The sequence below is a fragment of the Dactylosporangium sp. CA-233914 genome, from assembly GCF_050942935.1.
Taxonomy (GTDB): Bacteria; Actinomycetota; Actinomycetes; order Mycobacteriales; family Micromonosporaceae; genus Dactylosporangium.
In genome coordinates, this window is the sequence record NZ_CP192030.1 from 10,838,888 (window position 1) to 10,863,304 (window position 24,417).

Annotated in this window: 23 protein-coding genes; 7 read left to right on the top strand and 16 right to left on the bottom strand. The window is 72.4% G+C overall.

From position 1 onward, the window contains the following. Positions 1 to 37 precede the first annotated feature (37 nt). The gene (bioD, locus tag ACQPY0_RS48170) at positions 38 to 787 is read right to left on the bottom strand and encodes a dethiobiotin synthase (RefSeq protein WP_432976966.1); all 750 of its coding nucleotides are present in this window, start codon (positions 785 to 787) and stop codon (positions 38 to 40) included. After that, entirely contained in the window at positions 784 to 1,938 is a 1,155-nt protein-coding gene (locus ACQPY0_RS48175) for an 8-amino-7-oxononanoate synthase (RefSeq protein ID WP_432976969.1), read from the bottom strand. The genes bioD and ACQPY0_RS48175 overlap by 4 nt, the downstream gene beginning before the upstream one ends. A gap of 116 nt (positions 1,939 to 2,054) precedes the next feature. Here ACQPY0_RS48175 and bioB point away from each other — a divergent pair, with 116 nt between their 5' ends. Beyond that, entirely contained in the window at positions 2,055 to 3,038 is a 984-nt protein-coding gene (gene bioB, locus ACQPY0_RS48180) for a biotin synthase BioB (protein WP_432976972.1), read from the top strand. Continuing rightward, entirely contained in the window at positions 3,035 to 3,226 is a 192-nt protein-coding gene (locus tag ACQPY0_RS48185) for a hypothetical protein (protein WP_432976975.1), read from the top strand. The genes bioB and ACQPY0_RS48185 overlap by 4 nt, the downstream gene beginning before the upstream one ends. Here ACQPY0_RS48185 and ACQPY0_RS48190 read toward each other — a convergent pair. Together ACQPY0_RS48190 and lgt are read right to left on the bottom strand one after the other, a co-directional pair. Next, positions 3,216 to 4,388, bottom strand: a complete 1,173-nt coding sequence (locus ACQPY0_RS48190) for an FAD-dependent oxidoreductase (RefSeq protein ID WP_432976978.1) — start codon at positions 4,386 to 4,388, stop codon at positions 3,216 to 3,218. The two genes, ACQPY0_RS48185 and ACQPY0_RS48190, sit on opposite strands and share 11 nt — an antisense overlap. Beyond that, complete coding sequence (gene lgt, locus ACQPY0_RS48195) at positions 4,388 to 5,431, bottom strand: prolipoprotein diacylglyceryl transferase (protein ID WP_432976981.1); 1,044 nt, start codon at positions 5,429 to 5,431, stop codon at positions 4,388 to 4,390. The genes ACQPY0_RS48190 and lgt overlap by 1 nt, the downstream gene beginning before the upstream one ends. 119 nt (positions 5,432 to 5,550) lie before the next feature. On the opposite strand from lgt, the gene ACQPY0_RS48200 reads away from it, so the two are divergent. Further along, on the top strand, positions 5,551 to 6,036 hold the full coding sequence (locus ACQPY0_RS48200) for an NUDIX hydrolase (RefSeq protein WP_432976984.1): 486 nt from the start codon (positions 5,551 to 5,553) through the stop codon (positions 6,034 to 6,036). Between the two features lie 83 nt (positions 6,037 to 6,119). After that, positions 6,120 to 6,764 (top strand): SGNH/GDSL hydrolase family protein, encoded by a 645-nt coding sequence (locus ACQPY0_RS48205; RefSeq protein WP_432976987.1) that lies wholly within the window; start codon positions 6,120 to 6,122, stop codon positions 6,762 to 6,764. Between the two features lie 45 nt (positions 6,765 to 6,809). Here ACQPY0_RS48205 and ACQPY0_RS48210 read toward each other — a convergent pair whose 3' ends face one another. From ACQPY0_RS48210 to trpC, 4 genes are all read right to left on the bottom strand, one after another. Further along, positions 6,810 to 8,486: a PQQ-binding-like beta-propeller repeat protein gene (locus ACQPY0_RS48210; protein WP_432976990.1), complete on the bottom strand. Its 1,677-nt coding sequence runs from the start codon at positions 8,484 to 8,486 to the stop codon at positions 6,810 to 6,812. A 73-nt stretch (positions 8,487 to 8,559) separates the two neighbouring features. Beyond that, positions 8,560 to 9,357, bottom strand: coding sequence for a tryptophan synthase subunit alpha (trpA, locus tag ACQPY0_RS48215; protein WP_432976993.1), 798 nt, complete (start codon positions 9,355 to 9,357; stop codon positions 8,560 to 8,562). Beyond that, positions 9,354 to 10,571 (bottom strand): tryptophan synthase subunit beta, encoded by a 1,218-nt coding sequence (trpB, locus tag ACQPY0_RS48220; RefSeq protein WP_432976996.1) that lies wholly within the window; start codon positions 10,569 to 10,571, stop codon positions 9,354 to 9,356. The genes trpA and trpB overlap by 4 nt, the downstream gene beginning before the upstream one ends. Further along, positions 10,568 to 11,371 carry an indole-3-glycerol phosphate synthase TrpC gene (gene trpC / locus ACQPY0_RS48225; protein WP_432995697.1) on the bottom strand — a complete coding sequence of 268 codons (804 nt, stop codon included), beginning with the start codon at positions 11,369 to 11,371 and terminating at the stop codon, positions 10,568 to 10,570. Before trpC ends, trpB begins: the two co-directional genes overlap by 4 nt. 174 nt (positions 11,372 to 11,545) lie before the next feature. On the opposite strand from trpC, the gene ACQPY0_RS48230 reads away from it, so the two are divergent. After that, positions 11,546 to 12,610: a hypothetical protein gene (locus ACQPY0_RS48230; protein WP_432976999.1), complete on the top strand. Its 1,065-nt coding sequence runs from the start codon at positions 11,546 to 11,548 to the stop codon at positions 12,608 to 12,610. A 1,013-nt stretch (positions 12,611 to 13,623) separates the two neighbouring features. Here the strand turns inward: ACQPY0_RS48230 and ligD are convergent. The 5 genes from ligD to ACQPY0_RS48255 all read right to left on the bottom strand — a co-directional run bounded on the left by ligD (position 13,624) and on the right by ACQPY0_RS48255 (position 18,939). Then, positions 13,624 to 14,886, bottom strand: coding sequence for a non-homologous end-joining DNA ligase (gene ligD, locus ACQPY0_RS48235; protein WP_432977002.1), 1,263 nt, complete (start codon positions 14,884 to 14,886; stop codon positions 13,624 to 13,626). 170 nt (positions 14,887 to 15,056) lie between these two features. After that, entirely contained in the window at positions 15,057 to 15,725 is a 669-nt protein-coding gene (locus ACQPY0_RS48240) for an ABC transporter ATP-binding protein (protein ID WP_432977005.1), read from the bottom strand. After that, positions 15,725 to 17,956 carry a hypothetical protein gene (locus tag ACQPY0_RS48245; protein WP_432977008.1) on the bottom strand — a complete coding sequence of 744 codons (2,232 nt, stop codon included), beginning with the start codon at positions 17,954 to 17,956 and terminating at the stop codon, positions 15,725 to 15,727. Before ACQPY0_RS48245 ends, ACQPY0_RS48240 begins: the two co-directional genes overlap by 1 nt. A 123-nt stretch (positions 17,957 to 18,079) precedes the next feature. Next, on the bottom strand, positions 18,080 to 18,472 hold the full coding sequence (locus tag ACQPY0_RS48250; protein WP_432977011.1) for a lactococcin 972 family bacteriocin: 393 nt from the start codon (positions 18,470 to 18,472) through the stop codon (positions 18,080 to 18,082). 191 nt (positions 18,473 to 18,663) lie between these two features. Then, positions 18,664 to 18,939 carry a hypothetical protein gene (locus ACQPY0_RS48255; protein WP_432977014.1) on the bottom strand — a complete coding sequence of 92 codons (276 nt, stop codon included), beginning with the start codon at positions 18,937 to 18,939 and terminating at the stop codon, positions 18,664 to 18,666. Positions 18,940 to 19,613: 674 nt separating this feature from the next. Here ACQPY0_RS48255 and ACQPY0_RS48260 point away from each other — a divergent pair. Then, a complete protein-coding gene (locus ACQPY0_RS48260; protein WP_432977016.1) occupies positions 19,614 to 20,303 on the top strand; it encodes a LuxR C-terminal-related transcriptional regulator in 690 nt (229 codons plus the stop codon). A 38-nt stretch (positions 20,304 to 20,341) separates the two neighbouring features. After that, the gene (locus ACQPY0_RS48265) at positions 20,342 to 21,949 is read left to right on the top strand and encodes a DUF885 domain-containing protein (protein ID WP_432977019.1); all 1,608 of its coding nucleotides are present in this window, start codon (positions 20,342 to 20,344) and stop codon (positions 21,947 to 21,949) included. Between the two features lie 6 nt (positions 21,950 to 21,955). Here the strand turns inward: ACQPY0_RS48265 and ACQPY0_RS48270 are convergent, their stop codons facing one another. Genes ACQPY0_RS48270 through hisI form a run of 3 tightly spaced genes read right to left on the bottom strand, consistent with a single transcriptional unit; the run spans position 21,956 to position 24,374 of the window. Next, the gene (locus ACQPY0_RS48270; protein ID WP_432977022.1) at positions 21,956 to 22,489 is read right to left on the bottom strand and encodes a Trp biosynthesis-associated membrane protein; all 534 of its coding nucleotides are present in this window, start codon (positions 22,487 to 22,489) and stop codon (positions 21,956 to 21,958) included. Continuing rightward, a complete protein-coding gene (locus tag ACQPY0_RS48275; protein ID WP_432977025.1) occupies positions 22,486 to 24,021 on the bottom strand; it encodes an anthranilate synthase component I in 1,536 nt (511 codons plus the stop codon). Before ACQPY0_RS48275 ends, ACQPY0_RS48270 begins: the two co-directional genes overlap by 4 nt. Then, the gene (hisI, locus tag ACQPY0_RS48280) at positions 24,018 to 24,374 is read right to left on the bottom strand and encodes a phosphoribosyl-AMP cyclohydrolase (protein WP_432995698.1); all 357 of its coding nucleotides are present in this window, start codon (positions 24,372 to 24,374) and stop codon (positions 24,018 to 24,020) included. Before hisI ends, ACQPY0_RS48275 begins: the two co-directional genes overlap by 4 nt. Between the last annotated feature and the right edge of the window lie 43 nt (positions 24,375 to 24,417).

The window sequence follows — 24,417 nt, forward strand, 5'->3', positions numbered from 1 at the left end:
GAAGCGGCGGATATTCCGGAACTCCCGGCGCGGGTCGTCAGCGACTGTGGGAGCGGAACGCCACCGGGTCGAAGCGGCCGTGCAGGCGGGCGTCCAGCCAGTGCGGGGCCTCGCGGCGGAAGACCTCCGGGGTCATCGCGCCCGCGCCGTCCGGGATGGCGCCGGCCAGGTCGCCCGCCAGGTCGTGCAGGTTGGTGCGGTGGACGAGCTCCGGGTCGGCGGGCCAGGCGCCGAGGACCACCAGGGCCGGCACGTCGCGGCGGGCCAGGGCCTGCAGGGTCAGCGCGGTGTGGTTGAGGGTGCCCAGGCCCGCCCGCGCGACCACGACCGCCGTCGCGCCGATCGCCACGGCCAGGTCCAGCACGGTCCAGCCACCCTCGCCCAGGGGGACCAGCAGGCCGCCGGCGCCCTCGATCAGGGTCAGGTCGTGCTCCTCGGTGACCGCCCGGATCGCCAGCTGGGCCATCACCGCGGTCAGGGCGTCCTCGCCGGCCACCCGGGCGGCGGTCAGCGGCGCCAGGGGGTCGGGGAAGCTCGCCAGGGTACGGGTGGTGTCAGGCGCGGCGAGGCGGGCGACCGTGACCGCGTCGGGCTCGTCGCCCTCGGCGGTGCCGGTCTGGGCCGGCTTCACCACGGCGACGCTACGGCCCGCGGCCATGGCGGCGGCGGCGATCGCGGCGGTGGCGATGGTCTTGCCCACACCGGTGTCGGTGCCGGTGACCACGACCGGGCCGCTCAGCGGGCCCGGGATCTCCTCGCCGAAGAGCGCGTCCAGCGCACTGGTCACGGGCGTTCCTTCAGGATGACGTCGAGGGCCCGGTCGAACGCGTCGGCCGGCACGCCGACGTTGATCGTCAGGCGCAGGCGGGAGCGTCCGTCCGGTGTGGACGGTGGGCGGAAACACCCTACCGCCACGCCCCGCTCGCGGCAGGCGGCCGCCCAGGCGACGGCCTCGTCGGCGCTCGGGGCGGCGACCGAGATGACCCCGCCGGCGGGGCTTGCGACCTCCAGGCCCTCGCCGCGGAGGCGGTCGACGGCGAGCACGGCCCGGGCGCGCAGCTCGGCGCGCAGGTCGGCGCCGCCGACCAGCAACCGCAGCGCGGCCAGGGCGCCGGCCGCGACCGCGGGCGGCAGCGCGGTGTCGAAGATGAAGGTGCGACCGGTGTCGATGAGCTGGCGGCGCAGCTGGGGCGGGCCGGCGATCACGCCGCCGGCGGCGCCCAGGGACTTGGACAGGGTCGCGGTCACCACGACGCCGGGGGCGCCCGACAGGCCGGCCGCGGCCACGCCGCCCGCGCCCGACGGGCCCAGCACGCCCAGGGCGTGGGCGTCGTCGACGAGCAGCAGGGCGCCGTGGGCCCGCGCGACCTCGTACAGCTCCGCGAGCGGGGCCAGGTCACCGTCGACGGAGAAGATGCTCTCGGTCACCACGACGGCGGGGCGGCCCGGGTTGGCGGCGAGCACGGCGCGTACGCCCGCCGGATCGGCGTGCGGGGACACCACGGTCTCGGCCGCGCCGCGCCCCGTGCGCGCCAGGCGGCAGCCGTCGACGAGCGACGCGTGGTTGTGCGCGTCGCTGACGATGAGGCCGCCGGGGCGCGCCAGGGCGCGGACGGCGCCGAGGTTGGCGAGGTAGCCGGAGGAGTACACCAGGGCGCCGGGGAAGCCGAGCAGCGCCGCGAGCGCGTCCTCCAGGTCGCGGTGCGGGTCGGTGCTGCCGCGGACCAGGCGGGAGCCGCCGGCGCCGAGGCCGAACTGCGCGAGCGCCTCCGCTGCGGCGGCCAGCACGCGCGGGTCGCGTGACAGGCCCAGGTAGTCGTTGCCGGCCAGGTCGGTGACGGGGTCGGCGGCGGGCGCGGGGCGCGGCCGCAGCTCGCGGCGCAGGCCCGCGGCGTGCCGGGCCGCGGCCTCCTCGTCGAGTGCGGACAGCCACTCCACCGGGCCTCCCCCTATCGTTGTAGAACATCTACGATACCGATTGTGCGATATGCACAACCTAGCCGAGGCCTCCCCGGGGCTGAGCAGGGGACCCTAACGATTTGTAAGGTACGAGCATGCTTGATGCTGCCAAGGCCGTCCTGGACACCGGCGAGGGCCTCGACCTCGACGGCGTGCTCGCCGTGCTCCGCTGCTCCGACGAGGAGCTTCCCGAATACCTCGCGATCGCCCACGACGTACGCATGCGCTGGTGCGGGCCGGAGGTCGAGGTCGAGGGCATCGTGTCGCTCAAGACCGGCGGCTGCCCCGAGGACTGCCACTTCTGCTCGCAGTCGGGCCTGTTCGCCTCGCCGGTGCGCGCGGTGTGGCTCGACATCCCCTCGCTGGTCGAGGCGGCGAAGCAGACCGCGGCGACCGGGGCGACCGAGTTCTGCATCGTGGCCGCCGTGCGCGGGCCGGACGAGCGGCTGATGACACAGCTCGCCGACGGGGTCGCGGCGATCCGGGCGGCCGTGGACATCAACATCGCCGCCTCGCTCGGCATGCTCAGCCAGGAGCAGGTGGACCGGCTGGCGGAGCTGGGCATCCACCGGTACAACCACAATCTCGAAACCGCGCGCTCCCACTTCCCGCAGGTCGTGAGCACCCACACCTGGCAGGAGCGCTGGGACACCCTTCGGATGGTCCGTGAGGCGGGCATGGAGGTCTGCTGCGGCGGCATCCTGGGCCTCGGCGAGAGCGTCGAGCAGCGCGCCGAGTTCGCCATCCAGCTGCAGGAGCTGGACCCGCACGAGGTGCCGCTGAACTTCCTCAACCCGCGCCCCGGCACGCCGCTGGCCGACCAGCCGGTGCTCGACCCGAAGGACGCCCTGCGGGCGATCGCCGCGTTCCGGCTCGCGCTGCCGCGCACGCTGCTGCGCTACGCCGGGGGCCGCGAGATCACCCTCGGCGACCTCGGCACCCGCGACGGGCTGCTCGGCGGGGTCAACGCCGTGATCGTGGGCAACTACCTCACGACGCTGGGGCGCTCGCCGGCGCAGGACCTGGCGCTGCTCGACGAGCTGAGCATGCCGGTCAAGGCTCTGTCGGCGACGCTGTGAACGCCGAGCCCACCTACTGCGACCGGTGCGGGGAGCCGCTGTCGGGCGGCCCCCACACCGCGTGCGCGGCGGCGCGGTCGCTGGAGCCCCCGCGATACTGCTCCCGCTGCCGCCGCCGCATGAAGGTCCAGGTCCTGCCGGGCGGCTGGTCGGCCGCCTGCGTCGAGCACGGCGTGCTCACGCCGTAGGGCCGGTCCATTCGGCCGCCGCGGCGGCCGCCCGCTCCAGGGTGCGCGGGTTGACCCGGGCGATGGAGGCGGCGAGGCGGCCCCGGGTCTGCAGGACCGCCGCCGCCTTCTTCGACTGCTGCAACACTCGCAGGATCCGGGGACGGCGCAGGCGGTTGTACTCCTGCAGCGCCGGCCCCAACGCCCCGCCGGCAAGCACCGTCTGCAGGGTCGCCACGTCCTCCAGCGCCAGCGAGGCGCCCTGGGCCAGGTGGTGCGGCATGGCGTGGGCCGCGTCCCCGACGAGCGCGTAGCCGCCCGCACCGGCCGGCACGCCGAACGTCTCCGGCACCGGCGTGATCTCCCCGACCGGCTCCTGCACCAGGTCGTCGGCCTCGGTCGCGGCCAGCAGCTGGGCCACCGGCGCGTGCCAGCCGGAGAACCAGCGCCGCAGCAGGGTCAGCTGACCGGCGGGCGGCTCCGGGCGCAGTGCCCCCGGAACGGTGGCGACCCAGTAGATGCCGCCGCGGGTCGAGCCGCCGGCGGAGCCGCGCTCCCCCAGCGAGGCGTACGCGAATCGCTGCCCGGAGCCGAGCGTCTCGCCGTGCGGGTCGAGCCCGGCGGGGAGCTCCGGAGCGCGGTACCACGGGATGACCGCCCGCCACGCGGCGAACCCAGCGCTCGCGAAGGTGCTCGCGGCGGCGAGCCGGCGCCGGATCGCGCTGTCCGGGCCGTCCGCGGCCACGACCAGGTCGGCCTCGAACGTCACCCGGCCGTCGCCGACCGCGGGCCGGTCGCGATGCACGCGAGCGCTCTGCACGGCGACGCCGCCACGGACGTCGACCTGCTCGCCGAGGCCGGCGATGAACGCGTCGTGCAGGTCCTCGCGGTGCACGACAATCGGCGGCGACTCGAGCTCGGCCACGCCCGGCTGGACGAGCCAGGTGCCGTCCGGCCGGCGGATGCCCGCGGGCGGCACCGGCGTGGAGATGCCGTCGAGCCCGGCGGCCAGGCCGAGGGCTCGCAGCGCGCGCACGCCGTTGGGCCACAGCACCAGGGCGGCGCTGCCCGGCCGGAGCCGGTCGTCGCGTTCGAGGAGGGTGACCTTCCAGCCCGCCCGGGCCAGCGCGCCGGCGGCGGCGAGCCCGCCGACGCCGGCGCCGACCACGACCGCGGTCCGCATCAGCCCTGCGTTTCCTTCGTCTCCTCGGCTTGCGCCGCCCGTGCCGGCTCGGGCTCCTTCTCCGGCTCGGGATCCTTCTTCGGGTCCGGCTCCTTCTCCGGGTCCGGGGCCTCCAGCTCCTTCGGCTCGCCCTCCGCGGCGGTCTCGGCAGGCTCGGCGGGCTCGGCGCCGACGACCGAGATGCGGTTGTCCTCGTCGTACGTCACGAACTCCTGCGGGCCCTTCACGCGCAGGAAGTACACCAGCGCGGCGGCGAAGACGACGATCGACGTCCAGTTGTTCAGGCGCATGCCGAGCACGTGGTGGGCGTCGTCGATGCGCAGCAGCTCGACCCAGAAGCGGCCGACCGTGTAGAGCATCACGTAGAGCGCGAAGGCGCGGCCACGGCCGAAGCGGTATCTGCGGTCGAGCAGCCACACGGCGACCGCGACACCGATGCACCACAGCGATTCGTAGAGGAAGGTGGGGTGGAAGACGCCCAGGACGATCGGCTGCCCGCCGGCCTCCAGTGCACGGCCGTGCTCGCTGTCCCAGTTGTACACCTCGAGCCCCCACGGCAGGCTCGTCGGCTTGCCGTAGAGCTCGTTGTTGAACCAGTTGCCCCAGCGCCCGAGCGCCTGGGCCACGGGCAGCGCCACGGCGAGCGCGTCCGCGGTCATCGCGAAGGGCAGGTTGAGGCGGCGGCAGGCGATGTACGCCCCGAGCGCCCCGGCCGCGATGCCGCCCCAGATGCCGAGGCCGCCCTCCCAGATCTTGAAGGCCTTGATGAAGGAGCCGTTCTCGCCGAAGTACGCCTCCGGGGAGGTGATCACGTGGTAGAGCCGCGCGCCGACGATGCCGAACGGCACCGCCCAGATCGCCACATCGAGAATGACCCAGGGCGGCGCACCGCGCGCCCGCAGCCGACGGTCGGCGATGTAGCAGGCGGCGACGATGCCCAGCACGATGCAGAGTGCGTAGGCGCGCAGCGGGATCGGCCCGAGGTCCCAGACGCCACGGGTCGGGCTCGGGATCTCGGCCAGCGGAGACAGGACAGCATTCACGGGTGCACACGCTACCGTCGTTTCGGCCCGCTGCGATGCCCGGGCCGGGTGGCGTCCCTTGAGAGATCACCATCAGCGAAGGTCTCGCGACGCTCCGCACGTCGGCCTAGAGTCTGAACATGAGCTACTCAACGCTGAGTAACGGCAGCAAGGTGACCTCCGCGGTCGCCGCGGTCATCGAGGACGCGGCCGGCCGCGTTCTGTTGTGCCGGCAGGCCGGCGGTCACCGGTTGTGGGGCCTGCCGGGTGGGCGGATCCGCGCGGAGGAGAGCCCCGTGCACGCCGCCATCCGGGACATCCGCGAGGAGACCGGCCTGGAGGCCGAGATCGTCGAGTTGATCGGTATGTACCAGCTGACCGGCGACGGCTGCGGCAGCGCAACCCCCGACCTGTTCGTCCACGTCTTCCGCGGCCGGCTCGACGGCGGCGGTCCGAGCCTCAACGCCCCCGGCCGGATCAGCAAGCTGGCGTGGCACTCCCCCGACACGCTGCCCGCGCCGCTGACCGCCACCACGCGCACCGCGATCGCCGACGCGGCCTGCGGGCGGACCGGCGTGATCCGCGAGGTCGAGCGCGACGCGGAACCCGAAATCATCGACGCCTGAAACTTTCCCGCCCATAGCTTGCGTACCGGCGCCGTCGGCAAAGCCGCTGGATCGGCGCGGGCCGATCCGCGATGATCCATTCCATGGCCCCGCGGTACTACGCGCTCGGCGACTCGATGTCGATCGACAACTACGCGGGCGGCCCCGGCCTGGGCGCCGCCTCCCTGCTCGCCGACGACCTCGGCATCGAGCTCATGCTGCTCGCGCGCGACGGCGCGACGAGCGAGGACGTCCTGCACCGCCAACTGGGCCAGGTCCGCGACCGCCCCGCGCTGATCACGATCACCATGGGCGGCAACGATCTGCTCACCGCGATCGTCGAATCGCCGGACAAGGCCCCGGCCGCGGTGGAGGCGACCGCCGCCAACTATGACGCCTGCCTGACCTCGCTGGCCGCGACCGGCGCGAAGATCGTGGTCAGCACCGTGTACGACCCGACCGACGGCACCGGCGACCTGTCCTGGGCCGGGCTGCCCGAGATCGACGAGGGCCTGGCCCTGCTGGAGTCGATGAACACGGCGATCCGCGCGGCCGCCCGCCGGCACGGCGCCGTAGTGGCCGACCTGCACGAGGCGTTCCTCGGCCACGGCGCGCAGGCCGGCGACATCACCCGCCCCGACTCCCATCCGGCCGACCGCGAGCTGTGGCTGTGCGGCCACATCGAGCCCAACGCCTGGGGCGCGCAGGCGATCCGCGACACGTGGCGGGCGGCCCTGCGCGGGCAGTAATATTGGCTTCACGCTCCGCGATCGATTTTTCGATGTCTGGTAAGGTCAGGGATTGATCGGCCCGGCCCCGACCGCGATGAGCCGTTGGACCGCGGCGAAATACACGTGATCGCCGGCCAGCAGCAGCGGCTCGTCGCCGTGCATGGCGTCGACGTCGAGGTCCAGGCGCCGCACGAGCTCGCCGGTCCGCGCGTCCGCGACGATGAGCTCGACGCGGTGGGTACTGACGCCGCCGCGGACGGCGAAGTGGTAGACAACGGCGTAGACGGCGCCGCCGCCGTTGACCGGGGCCCAGTAGGAGGCGTCGACCTCGGCGTCGAGGCCGTAGGCGGTCCGCCAGCGCCTGGCGCCGGTGCCGGCGTCGAACGCGGCGAGGCCGCCGTGGCCGTCGATGACGTAGAGTTGACCGTCGCCGATGCCGGCGTGGACGGGGCTCTCCAGAGTTTCGGCGTCGCACCAGAGCTGGGCGCCGTCCGCGATCGCATAGGCGCAGACGCCCCGCTCACCGACGCTGAACACGGTCCCGGCCGCCGTCGCGTCGTTCGCGTCCGCCACGAGGTTGCCGGCCCCCGCTGCCGGGGCGCCGACGGCGTTGGCGTTGCCGGCCACCGTATTTGCGCCGGCCGTTGCGGGGGTGCCATAGGCGTTGGCGCTGCGGACCGTGGTTGCGGCGCTCGTGCCGGTCGTTGCGGGGTGGCCGGCGGCGTTCAGGTCGGGGTCGTTGCGGGATACGGGTGTGGCGTTCGTGGCGGCCGGACCGGTGGCCGGCGCGGGGTTGGCGTCGACGTCGGCGGACGGCGCAAGATACGCGCTGGCGGATGATGCGGCGTTGGGGTTGGCCGGCGGCGCGGGGAACACGCTGGTGGACGGCGCGGCGGTGGCGGTGGCGGACGACGCGGGGAACACGCTCGTTGACGGCGCGGCGGTGGCGTTGCGGGACGGCGCGAGGAACGCGGTGGCGGATGAGGCGTCGGTGGCGGATGGCGTGAGGTACACGCTGGTGGAGGGCGGGGTTGCTACGAGTTCGGCGCCGCTGGCCTCGCGTTGCCAGGTCAGGGTGCCTGTCTTCGCGTCGAAGGCCAGGAGGTGGCCGGGCTCGGTGGCCTGCAGGACCAGGGCGCCGGCGCGGATCGGCGGGTGGAGGCCCGGCTCGCCGGCCAGTGGAGCCTGCCAGGCCAGGGTGCCGTCCGACACGCGGTACGCGAACAGGGTGGGGCCGGCGCTGCGCAGGATCAGGTCGCCGGACGTCGTGAAGCCGCCCGAGACCGCGTCCGGCAGGGGTGTGGTCCAGCGGTGGGCGCCGCGGATCGTGTACGCCCACAGGGACCGGCGCAGCGACGGGCGCTCGATCGACTCGACCACCAGGGTGTCGCCGGCCGCCGCGAGCTGGGTGAACGCCTGGCCGGGCTCGTCCACCAGCGGGCCCAGGTCGTCGCCCGTCACGGCGTCGTAGCGGCGGATCTGGCCGCTCGGGCCGCCCGATGCGCGAAAGACGGTGCCGTCCACCACGATCGCGCCGCCGACCTGCTCGTTCTCGCGGGTGGCGGGGGCTGTCCAGGCCAGGCGGAGCCGGCGGGCCGCGGCGGGCGTCAGGGGGCCCGTCAGCGCCTGATGGCCGGAGTGGGCCTCGTCGCCGCCGTTCTGGCGCCAGTCCGCGTCCGCGGTCGAGCCCACGACTGCCGGTGCGCTTGTGTACGGGGGCGCGGCGAGCACGGAGGCCACGGCCGCCAGGAGAAGTGCCCGCGGTACAAAATCGGAAAAAGCACGCACGACGGCCTAACGACGGCCACCTGCGTTAGTGGCGGCGGACGCCCTCGGCCAGTTCGGCGCTCAGCCTGGCCACGGCCGCGACGCCCGCGGCGGGCGTCTGCGCCTCCAGCAGGCAGCGCACCAGCGCGCTGCCCACGATCACGCCGTCCGCGAACGCGCCGACCTCGGCCGCCTGGGCTCCGTTCGACACGCCGAGTCCCACCGCGACCGGGACGGCGGCGCCGGTGGCGCGGACGCGGTCCACGATGACCGGGGCGGCGCTGCTCGTGCGGTCGCGGGCGCCCGTCACGCCCATCACGCTCGTGGCGTAGACGAAGCCGCGGCAGGCCGCGACCGTCTTGGCGATCCGGGCGTCCGTCGAGGACGGGGAGACCAGGAAGACGCGGTCCAGGTCGTGCTTGTCGGACGCGGCGAGCCACGGGCCGGCCTCGTCGGGGATCAGGTCGGGCGTGATCAGGCCCGCGCCGCCGGCCGCGGCCAGGTCGTCCGCGAAGCGCTCCACGCCGTAGCGCTCGACGAGGTTCCAGTAGGTCATGGTCAGGATCGGGGCGCCCGCCGCGGCCGCCGCCTCGACCGTGCGCAGGCCGTCCCGCACGCGGAAACCGGCGGCCAAGGCGGCCTCCGTGGCGCGCTGGATGACCGGGCCGTCCATCACCGGATCCGAGTACGGCAAACCGACCTCGACCACGTCCACGCCGTTGTCGATCATGGCGCGGATCGCGTCGACGGCCGTGTCATGGTCCGGGAAGCCGGCCGGGAGGTAGCCGATCAGCGCGCTGCGGCCCTCGGCGCGGGCCCGGTCGAACGCCGTCTGCACACTCATACCGAGAACCATTCGCGCGCGGTGTCCATGTCCTTGTCGCCGCGGCCGGAGAGGCACACGATCAGCGTGGGCTCGCGGCCCAGCTCCTCGGCCAGGGCCGGGATCACGCGCAGGGCGCCGGCGACGGCGTGCGCGCTCTCGATCGCCGGGATGATGCCCTCGGTGCGGCACAGCCGCTTGAAGGCGTCCATCGCCTCGGCGTCGGTCACCGGCTCGTAGCGGGCGCGGCCGGTGTCGTGCAGGTAGGCGTGCTCGGGGCCGACCGCGGGATAGTCCAAGCCGGCCGAGATCGAGTGCGACTCGACGGTCTGGCCGTCCTCGTCCTGCAGCAGGTACGTCCGCGCACCGTGCAGCACGCCCGTCGCGCCGCCGGTGATGCTCGCCGCGTGGCGGCCGGTCTCCACGCCCTCGCCGCCGGCCTCGAAGCCGTAGAGGCGGACGGCCTCGTCGGGCACGAACGCGTGGAAGGCGCCGATCGCGTTGGAGCCGCCGCCGACGCAGGCCGCGACCGCGTCGGGCAGCCGGCCGGTCTGCTCCAGGATCTGCCGGCGGGCCTCGACGCTGATCCCGCCGACGAAGTCGCGGACCATCGCCGGGAACGGGTGCGGGCCGGCGGCCGTGCCGAGCAGGTAGTGGGTCTCCTCGACGTTGGTGACCCAGTCGCGCAGCGCCTCGTTGATCGCGTCCTTGAGCGTCCGGGAGCCGGTCGCGACGGGCACGACGGTGGCGCCGAGCATGCGCATGCGGGCGACGTTGAGGGCCTGGCGACGGGTGTCCTCCTCGCCCATGTAGACCACGCACTCGAGGTCGAGCAGCGCGCAGGCGGTGGCACTGGCGACGCCGTGCTGGCCCGCGCCGGTCTCGGCGATGACCCGGGCCTTGCCCATCCGCTTGGTGAGCAGGGCCTGTCCCAGCACGTTGCGCACCTTGTGCGCGCCGGTGTGGTTGAGGTCCTCGCGCTTGAGGAAAATCGTCGCACCGGTACCGCGGGCGAGGCGCTCGGCCCGATACAGCGGGCTGGGCGTGTTGGCGTAGTCGCGCAGCAGCCGCCCGAACTCGGCCTGGAACGCCTCGTCGGCCTGGGCGTGGCGGTAGGCCGCGTCGAGCTCGTCCAGCGCGGCGATGAGCGCCTCGGGCACGAACCGGCCGCCGTACGTGCCGAAGTGCCCGAACGGGTCGGGCAGCAGGCCGGCGGCGGCGAGGTAGGAGCTCACCGGGCCGCCCTGGGTGTGGCCGGGTGGCTGCCTGCGGTGACGAGCTCGGCGACCGCGTCGCGCGGGCTCTTCTGCGTGACCAGGCCCTCGCCGACGAGGACCGCGTCGGCGCCGGCGGAGGCGTAGCGGATCAGGTCGTGCGGCCCGCGCACGCCCGACTCGGCGATCTTGACGACCTCGGCGGGCAGCCCGGGCGCGATCCGCTCGAACACGGTCCGGTCGACCTCGAGCGTACGCAGGTTGCGGGCGTTGATGCCGATCACGCGGGCGCCGGCCTCCAGCGCGCGGTCGGTCTCCTCCTCGTCGTGCACCTCGACCAGGGCCGTCATGCCGAGGCTCTCGATGCGGTCGAGCAGCCCGGACAGCGTGTTCTGGTCCAGCGCGGCGACGATGAGCAGGACGAGGTCGGCCCCGTAGGCCCTGGCCTCGTGGACCTGATAGGACGACACGACGAAGTCCTTGCGCAGCATCGGCACGTCGATCGCGGCCCGCACCGCGGCGAAGTCGTCGAGGCTGCCGCCGAACCACCGGCCCTCGGTGAGCACGCTCACGGCGCGAGCGCCGCCGGCCGCATACTCCTTCGCGAGCTCGGCCGGGTCCGGGATCTCAGCGAGCGCGCCCTTCGACGGCGAGGCCCGCTTGACCTCGGCGATCACGCCGACGCCCGGGGCGCGCAGCTTGGCATAGGCGTCCCGGGGCGGCGGGGCCTGCGCGGCGCGCTGTTTGATGTCTGCCAGGGGCACCTGGGCCTCGCGGACCGCCAGGTCCTCGCGCACTCCGGCGAGGATCTCGTCGAGCACCCGGCCGCTTTCCGCGTTGATCAAGGAGCTCCCCTCTCCGGTGGTCATGCGACCGATGCTAGGTCGCCCCCGGTCAGTGGAAGGTCGCGGGGGTATGGCCGACGTCACCTGATGGGCTAGGGCATAATGCCTCGCCGCCGCGTTTTGTCGTACCCCCGTCCTAATGTGACCGGCATGAGCGTGACGCGGGCGAACACATTGACGGCCACCTGGGCCTCGGTGTCACCTGCACGAGTGTTCTCGGCGGCCGCGATCTATCCGCTGCTCGCCCGGCTGGCCTCGGTCGCCGCCGGCCCGGCCCGCGAGGAGCTGCTCGCCGTCGCGCCCACCCCGCTCGACCTGCCCGTCCGCGGCGCCCTGGGGATCTGGACCCGCGAGGGCACGCCGCTCACGCTCGACTGGGCCGCCCGCGCCGACCCGCGCCTGACCGGCGACGCGATGATCGACCGCCCGCTGCTGGACGCGTGGGCGGCCGCCCAGACCGGCGCCCCCGTCCCGTCGCTGCCGCCCGCCACCGCCGATGAGCACGCCCTGATCCTGGCCTCGGCGCTCGCCGTCACCGCCGACTGGGCCGAGCCCTTCACCGACGGCGTCCTGCGCCCCGACGCCGGCCCGTGGGCGGGGCGGCGCCTGGCCTCGCTGCACCGCCGCGGCCCCGACCTGTCGGCCCTGCGGGCCGCCGAGACGGCGGCCGGCCCGGTCACGATCCTCACGGTGCGCGGCACTTCCGGCGTGGACGTCTTCTTGTGTACTGCCGGTGGCGCCGCCCCCGCCCAAGCCGTCCTCGCCGCAGCGGCGGAAAGTTTCGCCTCACCCGGCGGCCGCAAGGGGCCCGGGATCACCTCGGCCCTGGTCGACGCCGACGACACCGAGCCCGAGCTGGTGGTGAAGGTGCCCCGCTTCGCCGCCTCGACCACCCACGACCTGCTCGGCCTGGCCGACGTGCTCGGGCTGCGCTCGGCCGCCGCCTCCGGCTCGTTCCCCGGCATCGGCCCCGGCCCGCTGCGAGTGGCCACGGCCGCGCAGAGCGTTGCGGCGGCGTTCACGGCCCCGGGATTCCGGGCGGCGCCGGCGCGGCGGGCACCGGTGGTCCCGATGACGTTCAGCGGCGAGGGCACGGCCCGGCGGCTGCGCGTGACGGTGCGCTTCGACGAGCCGTTCGGCTATCTGGCCGTACATCGCGAGACGGGCCTGATCCTCATGGCCGGCTGGGTCGACGACCCGGAGGAGGCGCGATGAACCGGCTGCATGCCGCCGTGGCCCGCGCTGCCGGACCGATCTTGTCGCGTTGTACGGCCTCGTCGCGTCGCGCGGCCTCGTCGCGTCGCGCGGCCTCGTCGCGTCGCGCGGCCTCGTCGCGTCGCGCGGCCTCGTCGCGTCGCGCGGCCTCGTCGCGTCGCGCGGCCTCGTCGCGTCGCGCGGCCTCGTCGCGTTGTGCCGAGTGGTCGCGTCGTGCGGTCTGGTCGTTCCTTGCGCTCTCGTCGCGTCGTGCGCCCTCGTCGCGTCGTGCCTTGCGGTCTTGGCGTGGCTCCTGGTCTTGGCGTGTCTTGCGGCTTGGGCGGGGGTCGTCCGGAGGCTCGGATCCTCCCTCGCACCGGCTGGGCTCGGGCGAGCGAGTGCGCGACGGCCCCGTTGTTGGTGACGCTGCCACTGCCCGGCTCCGCCACGTAACCGTCGCGCTGCGGATAGCAGTCACAGGCGCCGATCACCGTCCTGCCGTTCAGGGGCACGGCGACCACCACGATGTCGCCCAACCGCGGGCGGCGGCCGTGGAGAGCACGCGCCCGACCATGGACCGAGCGCGGATGCTGGACGGACGCGGCGCCGGAGTCGCCTGCGCCGCTGCGGCCGTGGGCGGGCACATCTCATGGCACGCCGCAGCCACGCGGAGCGGTGGCGTTGTTCGGGTCTCGCGCTGCTCGCCGCGGGCCTGCGCCGCTGCGGGCGCCGGAGACACGGACCGCACCCATCCCATGGCACGCCGCATCCGCCCGGAGCGGTGGCACTCGGGTCTCGCCTGCTCGCCGCAGGCCTGCACCACTGCAGCCGCCGGAGACACGGACCGCACCCATCCCATGGCACGCCGCGTCCGCGCGGAGCGGTGGCACTCGGGTCTCGCCCTGCTCGCCGCGGGCCTGCACCGCTGCGACCGCCGGAGACACGGTCCGCACCATCCCATGGCACGCCGCGTCCGCGCGGAGCGGTGGCGCTGCGGTCTCGCCCTGCTCGCCCGGTTCGGCGCCGAGGCGGGGTCAGTCGTCGGTGGGCTCGGATGGTTCGGGGCGGCGCCAGCGGGCCGGGATCTCGCCGCGGGCCTGCATCTCCTTCCACTTGGCGAAGGGGTCGAAGTCGTGTTCCAGCGGCTCCTGGGGCGGGCGTTGCGCCTCGGGGACGTGCACGAGGTTGACGCGGATGCGATACCAGACCGAGTTGATCCCCCGCATCGAGTCGACCAGGACGTCCGCCGGCTCCAGCAGGGGCCAGACCGCCGGGTGGCGGTCCTTCCAGCGGTCCAGGTCGGCCAGGGCCTCCTCGCGGGTGGCGGTGCGCGTGATCTCCAGGAGCGGCATGCTCGGCTGGCGGCGGCCGGTGCCCTTCTTCGCCGGGGGGCGCTTCTTGAACGTGGCGGCCAGCTCCAGCAGCGGCTCCAGCGAGCCGCGGGCGTCCTCGATGCCGACCCACGGGTCGGGGCGGGACGCCACGGTCTCCACGGTGTAGGCGCCGGGGTCGCAGCCGGGAACCTCGTCCCAGCTCAGCGGGGCGGAGACCTTCGCCTCCTCGGACGGGCGCACGGAGTAACCGGAGGCGGTCGTGTGGTCCTTGGCGTTCTGGTTGTAGTCGAGGAAGACGCCCTGCCGCTCCTCCTTCCACCAGGCGCCGGTGGCGAGGTCGGGGGCGCGGCGGGCGACTTCGCGGGCGAAGCCCTCGGCGGCGCGGCGGACCTCGGCGAAGGTCCAGCGGGGCTCGATGCGCGCGTAGATGTGGAAGCCGCGCGAGCCCGAGGTCTTCGGAAAGCCGGCCAGGCCGTATTCGTCCAGGACCTCGCGCGCGATCAGCGCCACGTCGACAACCTGGCCCCACGGCACGCCCGGCACCGGGTCGAGGTCGATGCGCAGCTCGTCGGGGTGCTCGAGGTCCTCGGCCAGCACCGAGTGGGTGTGCAGCTCCAGGCAGCCGAGGTTGACGACCCAGGCGAGCTGGGCGGCGTCGCGCAGGACGACCTCCTCGGCGGTACGGCCGGACGGGTAGCGCAGCTCCGCCGTCTCGATCCACTCCGGGCGCTTGGCCGGTGCGCGCTTCTGGAAGAAGGCCTCGCCCTCGATGCCGTTGACGTAGCGCTTCAGGGCCATCGGGCGGCCGCCCGCACCACGCAGGGCGCCCTCGGATACGGAGAGGTAGTAGCGCACCACGTCGAGCTTGGTCCGGCCGGACTTCGGGAAGTACACCTTGTCCGGATTCGTGATCGTCACCTGGCGCCCGGCGACCTCGATCACTTCCTCGCTGCTGCTCGCCATGGGCCGAACCCTACTCGGACCTGTTCCATCGCCGGGGTGGAAGCGAGGCGGAGTCCGGATTTGGCCTCCTTGTCGTGTACGACGGGGACAGCGCTCACAGCGAGGTCGCACTCGAGGCCGCCGAAGGCCCGGCCAACATGGTCGGCCGGGCCTTCGGGCGCCTGGGGGAGTCAGGCAGGAACCGGGTTATGGGTGGACCTGAGCGCGATAACTCGGGTGCAGGACTCGGCGACCACCGGGTCGTGGGTGACGATGACGATGGTCTTTCCCGACCGGGACAGATTGCGGAGCATGTCAATGACGGCGTCGCGGTTGGTCGCGTCGAGGGATCCCGTGGGCTCGTCAGCCAGAACCAGGTCGCAGGGTTTCAGCAGGATGCGGGCGATGGCCACGCGTTGTTGTTCACCGCCGGAAAGAGCAAAAGGCTTCATGTGGGCGGCGGCTCCCAGGCCCACGCGGCGCAGGACGTCGCGGCGTTGGGATGCCTTCTGGGAGGCGGAGCCGCTGACGTATGTCTGGGCGATCTGCAGGTTCTCCTCGACCGTCGCGTTGTCGATGAGTGCGAAGTTCTGGAACAGGTACGCGAGTCGGTTGCGCAGCAACAGGTTGGCCTGCTTCGACCGCACACGGGGAGCAGCGGCACCGAACAGGCGGACAGCGCCGTGGTCCGGGGACTCCAGGAGGCCCAGCATGTTCAGGACCGTGGTCTTGCCGGAGCCGCTCGGGCCGGTGATGGCGACCATTTCGCCCGGCTGAATGGTGAGGTTCAGGTCGCGGACGACCGGGTGCCCGCCGTATCGCTTGGAAACACCGAGCAGCTCGCAGATCGGTTCGGACATCAGAACTCCCCCTTCAGCACCTTGACGAGGCTCTTGCGCTCGATGAACGCGATAGCCGTATTCGAGAACAGCAGTTCCACCGCGATGATGGCGACGGCGATGGCCAGGGCTGCCGGTATCGCGGCCGTGAGGCCGGCATTGAGACCGATGACGTCCGCGCCGAAGAGCAGGACGACGACGGCGAGGAGCTGGGCGGCCCAGGAGTAGGCGAAGGTGAGCGTGAACTCCCGGTAGGAGCGGCGCAGACCCACGCCGTGGAGGCGCCGGACGACGATCTTGCGGGCGTGCATCGAGAAGCTCAGGACGAGTCCCTCGGCGGCGAGGGCCAGCATGACGATGAGCAGTCCGAGGCCGACGGCGGTGGTCTGGCGGACGGCGGAGCGCAGTTCGACGACCTGTTGCAGCACGTACTCGTTCATGGTGACGAGGTGCGTGAGGTTGTCGTCGAGGCGCATGGCGCGCAGATCCGGGCCGAGGCTGTCGAGGGTGCCCTTGGAGTCGCCGTCGACCTTGACCTTGAGGGCGCCGCCGACGCCGCCGGTGATCATGTTGGCGCGGTCGCAGCCGAGGCTGTTCGCCGTGGTCATCACCTGGATCATCGGGTCGGGGATCTCGTTGCGGTGGTCGGGGTAGACCTTAGGGTTGAAGCTGAACGCCCGCTGGCCCTCGGCGAGCCAGATCAGCCGGACCGGCTGGTCGGCGAGCTCGGCCGGCGGCTTGTGGCCGGCGCAGTGCTCCTCGGCGCGATAATTGTCGTCCCGCACTTTACGGAAGTACGACATGATTTCCGACTCGTCCGGCTTGAAGTGCTCGGGCAGCATCACCACCCACGCAGTGGTGCTCTCCGGGATGTCGACGGCCGTACCGGAGGTATCGCGGACCGGGTAGGCGCGCAGGAAGTTGGGGTTGACCTGAATCGAGCGCGGCACGTCCTGCGGGCTGGCGAGCGCGGCCGGCTCGAAATTGGTCGCGTCGATGAACAGCGCGCCGCGGGCGTTGAGCTTCGGGTACAGGTCGTAGACCTCGGCGGTCGACGGGCCTGGCTGGTTCGTCTCGAACGTGGTGAGGTCGTTGCCCACACTGGTCGGTGTGAAGACCGCGTAGTCCCTCGTCTTCGCCCAGTTCGCGAGGGTGGCCTGCTGGTCGGCGATCTGCCCGTACTGCACCCAGGACCACACACCGACGATCACGACGACGACCGAGCAGGCCGCCTTGAGCGCCAGGTTGACGAAGAAGACGCCGCGGGTGTTCTTCCGGTTCTTGATCGTGTCGCTGAGCTTGATCCGCGAGATGTAGACGCAGGTGAGCAGGGACGCGACGAGCATCACGGCGTACGCGCGGCCGAGTGAGGCGAGCAGCGAGCCGACGAACCCGGCCGTGCTGTCCGGGATCAGCCAGGCCGCGGCCACGGCGGCGACGGCGACGGCGGCCATCACGAGCAGGATGAACCGTGCCGAGACCGCATACCAGATCCGCAAGGTGCCCAGGCCGTTGAGCTTCATGACGCCGACCTGCTTCGCGTCGTGCAGCAGTTCGTACACCAGAAGGACCGCGGTCAGCAGAATGATGAAATACAGCATGGTTGGCAGCGCCGACGCCAGCGTCAGACCGCCACTGCGCTGCACGCTCTCCGCATTCCGGAAATCGGCCGCGGTCTTTCCCGAGTTCGACTTCTCCGCGAACAGGGTGAAGAACCGGTCCAGCGACGAGCCGTCGGTGGTCTCGGCGATGTAGCGGCCGGTGACGGGCAGCAGGTCATAGGCGGCGCCGAGCGGACGGATGGCGATCTGGTCGTTGCCGCCGAAGTCGCTGATCCGGCCGACCCGGTCCGCGTCGTTGCCCCCGACCGCGGCCGAGGCCAGGTAGTGCCGGCCCGACTGGGTCTCCGCGGCGGTGAGCCAGTGACCGCCGCGCAGCCCGAACGCGTCATAGACCTTCGTGTCGGTGGTCAGCAGGATGTACTGCGTGATCTGCGGGACTTCGGCTGGGCTGTAGCCGACATTGGTCCGCAGGATATTGACGTGCGCCTCGGCCGCCGCACTCAGCAGTGCCGCGTGCACCGTGTCCGGGTCGGCGAGATTCGGATCGTCGGGGATCAGGAATGTCTCGCCGGTGACTGCGGGAAGGGTCTTCATCGCGTCGCGCTGGTCGCTGTCTGCCTGCACGTATGCAATGGCGAAGGCGAAGACTGACAGCAGGAGCATCAGCAGGACGTTCAAGATGCGTTTCATGTCGGTCGCTTCGCCTCCACGGGCCGTAAACAGTGATCATTGTCGGCCTGCTTGACGAAGGTGGGCCGACAGGCCGGCCAGCCCACCCTCATCATAGTTCAGCACTTGTTCAGTACCGTCGATTCATTTGCGTTTCCTCGACGGGCCGGTCGTTTGGATCAGGCGTTGTTCCAGTAGGCGGCGGTGCTCTGCCCCACGCCGCAGGAGGTGTCGGCGTTCGCCCAGATGCCGGCGTTCTGCTGCACCCTGCACCTTCACGTTCGAGCTGCCGCAGATCGACGTCGCCGAGTGGTGGTTGGTGTTGTGCTGGTAGTGCGACCAGGCGCACTTGAGGATGCCGCAGCCGCTGCCGGTGCCGTAGTTCCAGGTGCCGCCGCCGACGTTCTCGACGGTCTGCGTCTTCTGCGGCGTCTCGGCGGCGAACGCGGACGAGGTCGGCAGGAGCACGGACATCAGCCCGAGGCCGGCCATCGTCAGGCCCGCAACCGTTCGCTTGGCGGTGAGCGAGATACCCATTGTTCTGCCTCCATCTGAATGGTGAGGAACGGATGAACTGGCTCCCCGTTTGATTCATCCGCCCCCCCTCCCGGAGCCATAACAAGCGGAAGATACGTTTCAAGCTCAAGATATGCTCGGTGCATTTTGCGGAGATGCGGATGCGCCGCCAGTCAACCTGTGACCGTCGGCGAATTCCACATCTTCGCCGCTCAGGGCGGCGAGAGAAGCTTCCATCCGGCAAACTCAGGGCTGCCGGCGAGGGCTCGCCGACACAATTCCTGAGCATTTCCGGTGGCGTTTTCCCGGCTCGTGCCGAGACAGAAGAAGCCGAGGTACAGCCGGCCCGGACCGGCCCGGGCACTGACGTGCTCGAGCCGGTCACCGGCGACGGCCAGCCGACGGAACGAGGAGACCGCACGGTCCGGTTCGACATTGCGCAACGGCGCCGCGGGCGTCGCCTCGATCGTCAGACTGACCAGAAACATGATCTACCCCCAGGTCCAACCGTCGGGATGGGGCGGCGTCGGCGACGGCGGCGGAGACGGCGCGGACCCGCCGTCCACCACGACACCGGCCGGCGGCCTCTCTTCATGGACTGCGGCAATGGTCAGCATCAATGCCCCCATGGTCGCCGCAACGGCGACGCTGCGAACGGTCACAGACATGGACGGTGCCCCCATTCATCGGAATCATCATCGGCGTCTCCGGCGCTTGTGCAGCACCGCCGCCCTGAGAAAGACTGTGGCGCACCAGCCGCCCGCCCTGAAGAGATCCCGCCTGGCCGAAACCGGCCTGGCCGGAGCCTGCCCCGCACGGTCGGCCGATGGCGCGGCCAACGGCGGTCCTGCGACCATCAGCGGCACTACCACTGCACAGACACTGCACAGAGCGGCGTTTGGGGGAAACGACGTGCTCGAATACCTTGGGCTCAACACGACGGCCGAGGCGATCTACCGGCTGATGCTCGGCAACCCGACCTGGGGCGTCACCGAACTGTCGGCCCGACGAGCTGTTCGAGCTGTCCCTGCTGCGCACCTCCGTCGAGCGCGACGGCGCGCTGCGGCCGGTCAGCCCGCAGGTCGGGCTGCAGCTCCTGCTCGCCCGCCAGCAGGCCGACCTCGATCGGCGCAAGCAGCAGATCGCCGAGGGGCAGACGGCGATGGCCGCCATGGTCGCCGAGTTCGCCGACCGTCGCGACGCCCGCGCCGAGGACGTCGAGCGGGTGGTCGGCATGGATTCGGTTCTGCAGCGGCTGGAGGAGCTGGCCGGATCCGTCCGCGTTGAGGCCCTGAGCATCACGCCCGGCGTGCAGTCCACGCACACCATCTCGGCCGGCCTGCGCAACAACGCCGATCTGCTCGCCCGCAACGTCACGATCCGGGCCGCGATGCAAGAGAGCGCCCGCAACGATCGCGCCACGTCGGAGTACGCGAAGTCCCTGACCGATGCCGGCGGCGAGGTCCGCACCGCCCCCGTGCTGCCGCCGCGCATGCTGATCTCCGACCGGGCCACCGCGGTCGTGCCGATCGACCCCGTCGACACCCAGGCGGGCGTGCTGGTGCTCACCGGCCGAGGCGTCGTCACCTCGCTGTGTACGCTGTTCGAGCAGGTGTGGAGCACCGCGGTGCCGCTCGGCGCCGCCCAGTCCAAGGAGCGGCAGGGCGTCACGCCGACCGAGCGGGAGCTGCTCAACCTCCTCGGCCAGGGTCACACCGACGAGTCGGCGGCGAAGCGGCTCGGCCTTTCCGAGCGCACCTGCCGGCGGATGATGGCGGATCTCATGGAACGGCTCGGCGCGCGCAGCCAGTTCGAGGCGGGGCTACTAGCCGCTCGGGAGGGCTGGATCTGACCCGGTACATGCCGGATTCGAACGGCTAAGTTGGACTGATGGACGCTCTCGACCACATCGGCGACGAGTACTTCCACACCACCTTCGCCGCGGATCCCTTCGCCGCCACCGTGTTCGGGGTCCCCGGGCACGAGGCCGACGTACCCGACCCGAGTCGCGCCGCCGCCGAACGCCGCCAGGCCGAGCTCGCCCGGATGGCCGGGGACCTGCGCGAGGTCGGCACTGCCCGGCTCGGCACGCAGGAGCGGATCAGCCACGCGATCCTCACACGGCTGCTCGCCGACGGCCGCCGGATGCTGCGCGACGCGACATCCGAGGTCGCCGTCACGGCCAGCATCGCCGGACCGTTCGCGCAGGCGGTGTCGGTCGTCGCGACCGCACCCGAGCCGGACGCGGCCTATCTGGCCCGGCTGGAGAAGGTCGGCGGCTATTTCGACGCGCACGCGGAACTCTATCTGCAGGCTGCGCAGGACGGCCGGTTCCCGACCGCCCTCGGGGTCCGGCAGGCGGCTGCCCAGATCGACGCATATCTTTCAACCGCCATTGAGCGGGATGTGTTCGGGCGGTGCGATCCGCGGGCCACCGAAATCGTCCACGAGGTGGTCCGCCCGGCGCTGCGGCGGTTCCGCACCACCCTCCAGGACCGGCTGCTACCGCTCGGGCGCGGCGACGAGCACGTCGGGCTCTGCCACGTGCCGGGCGGCCGGGAGGCGTATCGGACGCTGGTCGGCGCGTACACCACGACGAAACTCGAACCGGAGGAGATCCACGCGATCGGCCTCGGCCTCGTCGCCGACCTGCAGGTGGAGTTCACCGAACGGGGCGGCCGGGTCTTCGGCAGCGGCGCCGGCGTGATCGCCCGGCTGCGCGACGACCCCGAGCTGCGCTTCGGCACGAGCGCCGAGATCGTCGACACGGTCACGGATGCGCTGCGGCGCGCCGAGGAGGCGGTTCCAGACCTCTTCCATGTGTACGACATCGCCCCGTGCACCGTGAAGGAAATGGATCCCGCGGAGGCGGAGAACTCGGTCCTCGGCTACTACATGCCGCCCGCCGCGGACGGTTCCCGGCCTGGCACCCACGTCGTCAACACATTCCGCCCGCAGCTGCGTCCGCGGTACGAGTACGAGGCCCTCGCCTTCCACGAAAGCGTCCCCGGCCACCATTTGCAGATCGGAGTCGCTCAATCACGCACCGATGTCCCCCGGTTTCGTCGATTCACGTACTTCGACGCGCACGGCGAGGGCTGGGGCCTCTACACTGAACGCCTCAGCGACGACCTCGGCCTCTACACCAGCGAGCTCAACCGCCTCGGCATGGCCTCCTTCGACGCCTGGCGCGCCTGCCGCCTCGTCGTCGACACCGGCCTGCACCACCTGGGCTGGTCCCGCCGGCGCGCGATCGACTACATGCTGGAGAACACCGCCCTGTCCCACACCAACATCACCAACGAGGTCGACCGCTACATCGCCATGCCGGGCCAGGCCCTCGCGTACATGATCGGCCGCCTGCGCATCCAGCAGCTCCGCGACCGCGCCCGGGCCACGCTGGGGCCACGGTTCGACATCCGCGACTTCCACCACGAGGTACTCGCCCACGGCCCGCTGCCACTGGACACCCTGGACGAGCTCATTCCTGGCCGCTGACCTGGTCTACGGCCGATCACCCGTCGTTGGATCCTCGCCCCGGTCGAGGGCGTCCCACAGTTCGGCCTGGGAGGCCGGCTTGCCGGGTTTCTCCGCGGGGCCCTGGCTGCGTTCGTAGCGCGCGCTCATGCCCGGCCACCGCCCGCCCACGCGCACCGCGACGATCCCGGCGGCGAGCACGAGCAGCCCGCCGAGCGCGCTCAGCAGCGGCCAGGCCACGGTGACGCCGTCGCCGAGGGTGACCAGGGACGCCACGACCACCCCGGCGCCGGCGACGATCAGCAGCACGCCGACGACCAGGCGCGCCGCGGCCCTCGTGGCGAACAGGGCGCCCGCGCCGGCCAGGGCGACCACGCCCAGGGCCGGCAGCCAGGGCGCGATCTCGGTGCCGGTGCGGTGCCTGGTGATCGGCGGCAGCGGGGCGGGCTGGGCGGTGGCCAGGGACTGCCAGCTTCGCGTGGCGGCCAGCAGTACCACCGCGGCACCGATCGCGCAGGCGACCGCGGTGGTCAGCAAGCCCCGCCGGCCCGAGAGGTTCACCGGGCCGGTCGCAGGGTCTCGGCGGTCGCGATCGCGGCCAGCACCGCGGCGGCCTTGTTGCGGGTCTCGGTCTCCTCGGCGGCCGGGTCGGAGTCGGCCACGATGCCGGCGCCGGCCTGCACGTAGGCCGTCCGGTCGCGCAGCAGCGCCGTGCGGATGGCGATCGCGGTGTCCATGTCGCCGCCGAAGCCGAAGTACCCCACGACGCCGCCGTACAGTCCCCGGCGCGTCGGCTCGAGCTCCTCGATGATCTCCATCGCGCGGACCTTCGGCGCTCCGGACAGGGTGCCGGCCGGGAACGTGGCCGCGAGGGTGTCGAAGGCGGTACGGTCGTCGCTGAGCTCGCCGACGACGGTCGAGACGATGTGCATGACGTGCGAGTACCGCTCGACGGTCATGAACTCGGGGACCTCGACGGTGCCCGGCTTGCACACCCGCCCGAGGTCGTTGCGGGCCAGGTCGACGAGCATGACGTGCTCGGAGCGCTCCTTGGGGTCGCAGAGCAGGTCGGCGGCGAGTGCCGCGTCCTCCTCCGGGGTCGCTCCGCGCCAGCGGGTGCCGGCGATCGGATGCAGCAGTGCCCGGCGCCCGTCGACCTTCACGTGTACCTCGGGTGAGGAGCCGACCACGTCGAAGCCGTCGAAGCGCAGCAGGTACATGTACGGGCTGGGGTTGGTCGTGCGCAGCACCCGGTAGACGTCGAGGGGGTCGGCGTCGGTCGCGCGCTCGAAGCGCTGGGCGACCACGATCTGGAAGCACTCCCCGGCCCGGATCGCCTCCTTGGCGACCTCGACCGCCTTCGGGTACTCCCCCACCGGCGTGCGGCTGATCACCTCGCCGACCGGCATTCGGTCCACAGTGGACACCAGCGGGGGCGTGGGCCGTGACAGCGCGGTGGTCATCGCGTCGAGGCGCCCGATCGCCTGGTGGTACGCGGCGCGGACCACGTCGTCGGCCGCCCCGGCCTCGGGCAGCACCGCGTTGGCGATCAGCAGCGCGGCCCCCTCGAAGTGGTCGAGCGCCACCAGGTCGGTCGCGAGCATCATCCCCAGCTCGGGATGGTGCAGGTCGTCCTCGGCGAACTCGGGGAGGCGCTCGAAGCGGCGCACGGCGTCGTACGACAAAAAGCCCACGAGCCCGCCCGACAGCGGCGGCAGGTCGAGCTCGCGCAGGTCCGCGTCGTCGGCGCTCAGCGCGGCGATCGTGGCCCGCAGCACCTCGGTCGGGTCCCCGGCGAGCGGGACGTTGGCGGGCGGCGCCCCGAGCCAGTGGGCGCGGCCGTCGCGCTCCACGAGGGTGGCGACGCTGCGCACGCCGATGAAGCTGTACCGCGACCAGACCGCGCCCGCCGCGCCCGCTCCCTGCTCGGCCGACTCCAGCAGGAAGGTCCCCGGGCCGCCGGCGAGCTTGCGATACACACCGACGGGCGTCTCCCCGTCGGCCAGCAGGCGGCGCGTCACCGGCACGACACGGCGCGTGCGGGCCAGATCGCGGAACTTGCCCTCGTCCGGGGCCACGGCGCCGGTCGTCATCCGGAGACCTCCAGTGGGGTGTAGAAGCAGGTGTGGTTGCCGGTGTGGCAGGCGGCCCCGGTCTGCTCGACCGTCACCAGCAGCGTGTCGCCGTCGCAGTCGACGGCCACGGCCTTGACGTGCTGCGCGTGGCCGGAGGTCTCGCCCTTGACCCAGTACTCGTTGCGGCTGCGCGACCAGTACGTGGCGCGGCCCGTCGTGAGTGTCCGGTGCAGCGCCTCGTCGTCCATCCACGCCAGCATCAGCACCTGCCCGGTGCCGTGCTCCTGGACGATCGCGGGCACCAGCCCAGCGTCGTTTCGGCGGAGGCGGTTCGCGACTTCTGGGTCAAGGTTCGAGGACACGAAGGCAATTCTCCCGCACCGCGGACACTCGGCGGTTTTGGGTCTATGGCTG

Excerpts from the sequence above, each read along its gene's own strand:
- bioB (WP_432976972.1), top strand. The coding sequence starts at position 2,055 with ATGCTTGATGCTGCCAAGGCCGTCCTGGACACCGGCGAGGGCCTCGAC.
- ACQPY0_RS48190 (WP_432976978.1), bottom strand. The coding sequence starts at position 4,388 with ATGCGGACCGCGGTCGTGGTCGGCGCCGGCGTCGGCGGGCTCGCCGCC.
- ACQPY0_RS48200 (WP_432976984.1), top strand. The coding sequence starts at position 5,551 with ATGAGCTACTCAACGCTGAGTAACGGCAGCAAGGTGACCTCCGCGGTC.
- ACQPY0_RS48205 (WP_432976987.1), top strand. The coding sequence starts at position 6,120 with ATGGCCCCGCGGTACTACGCGCTCGGCGACTCGATGTCGATCGACAAC.
- trpA (WP_432976993.1), bottom strand. The coding sequence starts at position 9,357 with ATGAGTGTGCAGACGGCGTTCGACCGGGCCCGCGCCGAGGGCCGCAGC.
- ACQPY0_RS48230 (WP_432976999.1), top strand. The coding sequence starts at position 11,546 with ATGAGCGTGACGCGGGCGAACACATTGACGGCCACCTGGGCCTCGGTG.
- ligD (WP_432977002.1), bottom strand. The coding sequence starts at position 14,886 with ATGGCGAGCAGCAGCGAGGAAGTGATCGAGGTCGCCGGGCGCCAGGTG.
- ACQPY0_RS48240 (WP_432977005.1), bottom strand. The coding sequence starts at position 15,725 with ATGTCCGAACCGATCTGCGAGCTGCTCGGTGTTTCCAAGCGATACGGC.
- ACQPY0_RS48245 (WP_432977008.1), bottom strand. The coding sequence starts at position 17,956 with ATGAAACGCATCTTGAACGTCCTGCTGATGCTCCTGCTGTCAGTCTTC.
- ACQPY0_RS48250 (WP_432977011.1), bottom strand. The coding sequence starts at position 18,472 with ATGGGTATCTCGCTCACCGCCAAGCGAACGGTTGCGGGCCTGACGATG.
- ACQPY0_RS48255 (WP_432977014.1), bottom strand. The coding sequence starts at position 18,939 with ATGTTTCTGGTCAGTCTGACGATCGAGGCGACGCCCGCGGCGCCGTTG.
- ACQPY0_RS48260 (WP_432977016.1), top strand. The coding sequence starts at position 19,614 with ATGGCCGCCATGGTCGCCGAGTTCGCCGACCGTCGCGACGCCCGCGCC.
- ACQPY0_RS48265 (WP_432977019.1), top strand. The coding sequence starts at position 20,342 with ATGGACGCTCTCGACCACATCGGCGACGAGTACTTCCACACCACCTTC.
- ACQPY0_RS48275 (WP_432977025.1), bottom strand. The coding sequence starts at position 24,021 with ATGACGACCGGCGCCGTGGCCCCGGACGAGGGCAAGTTCCGCGATCTG.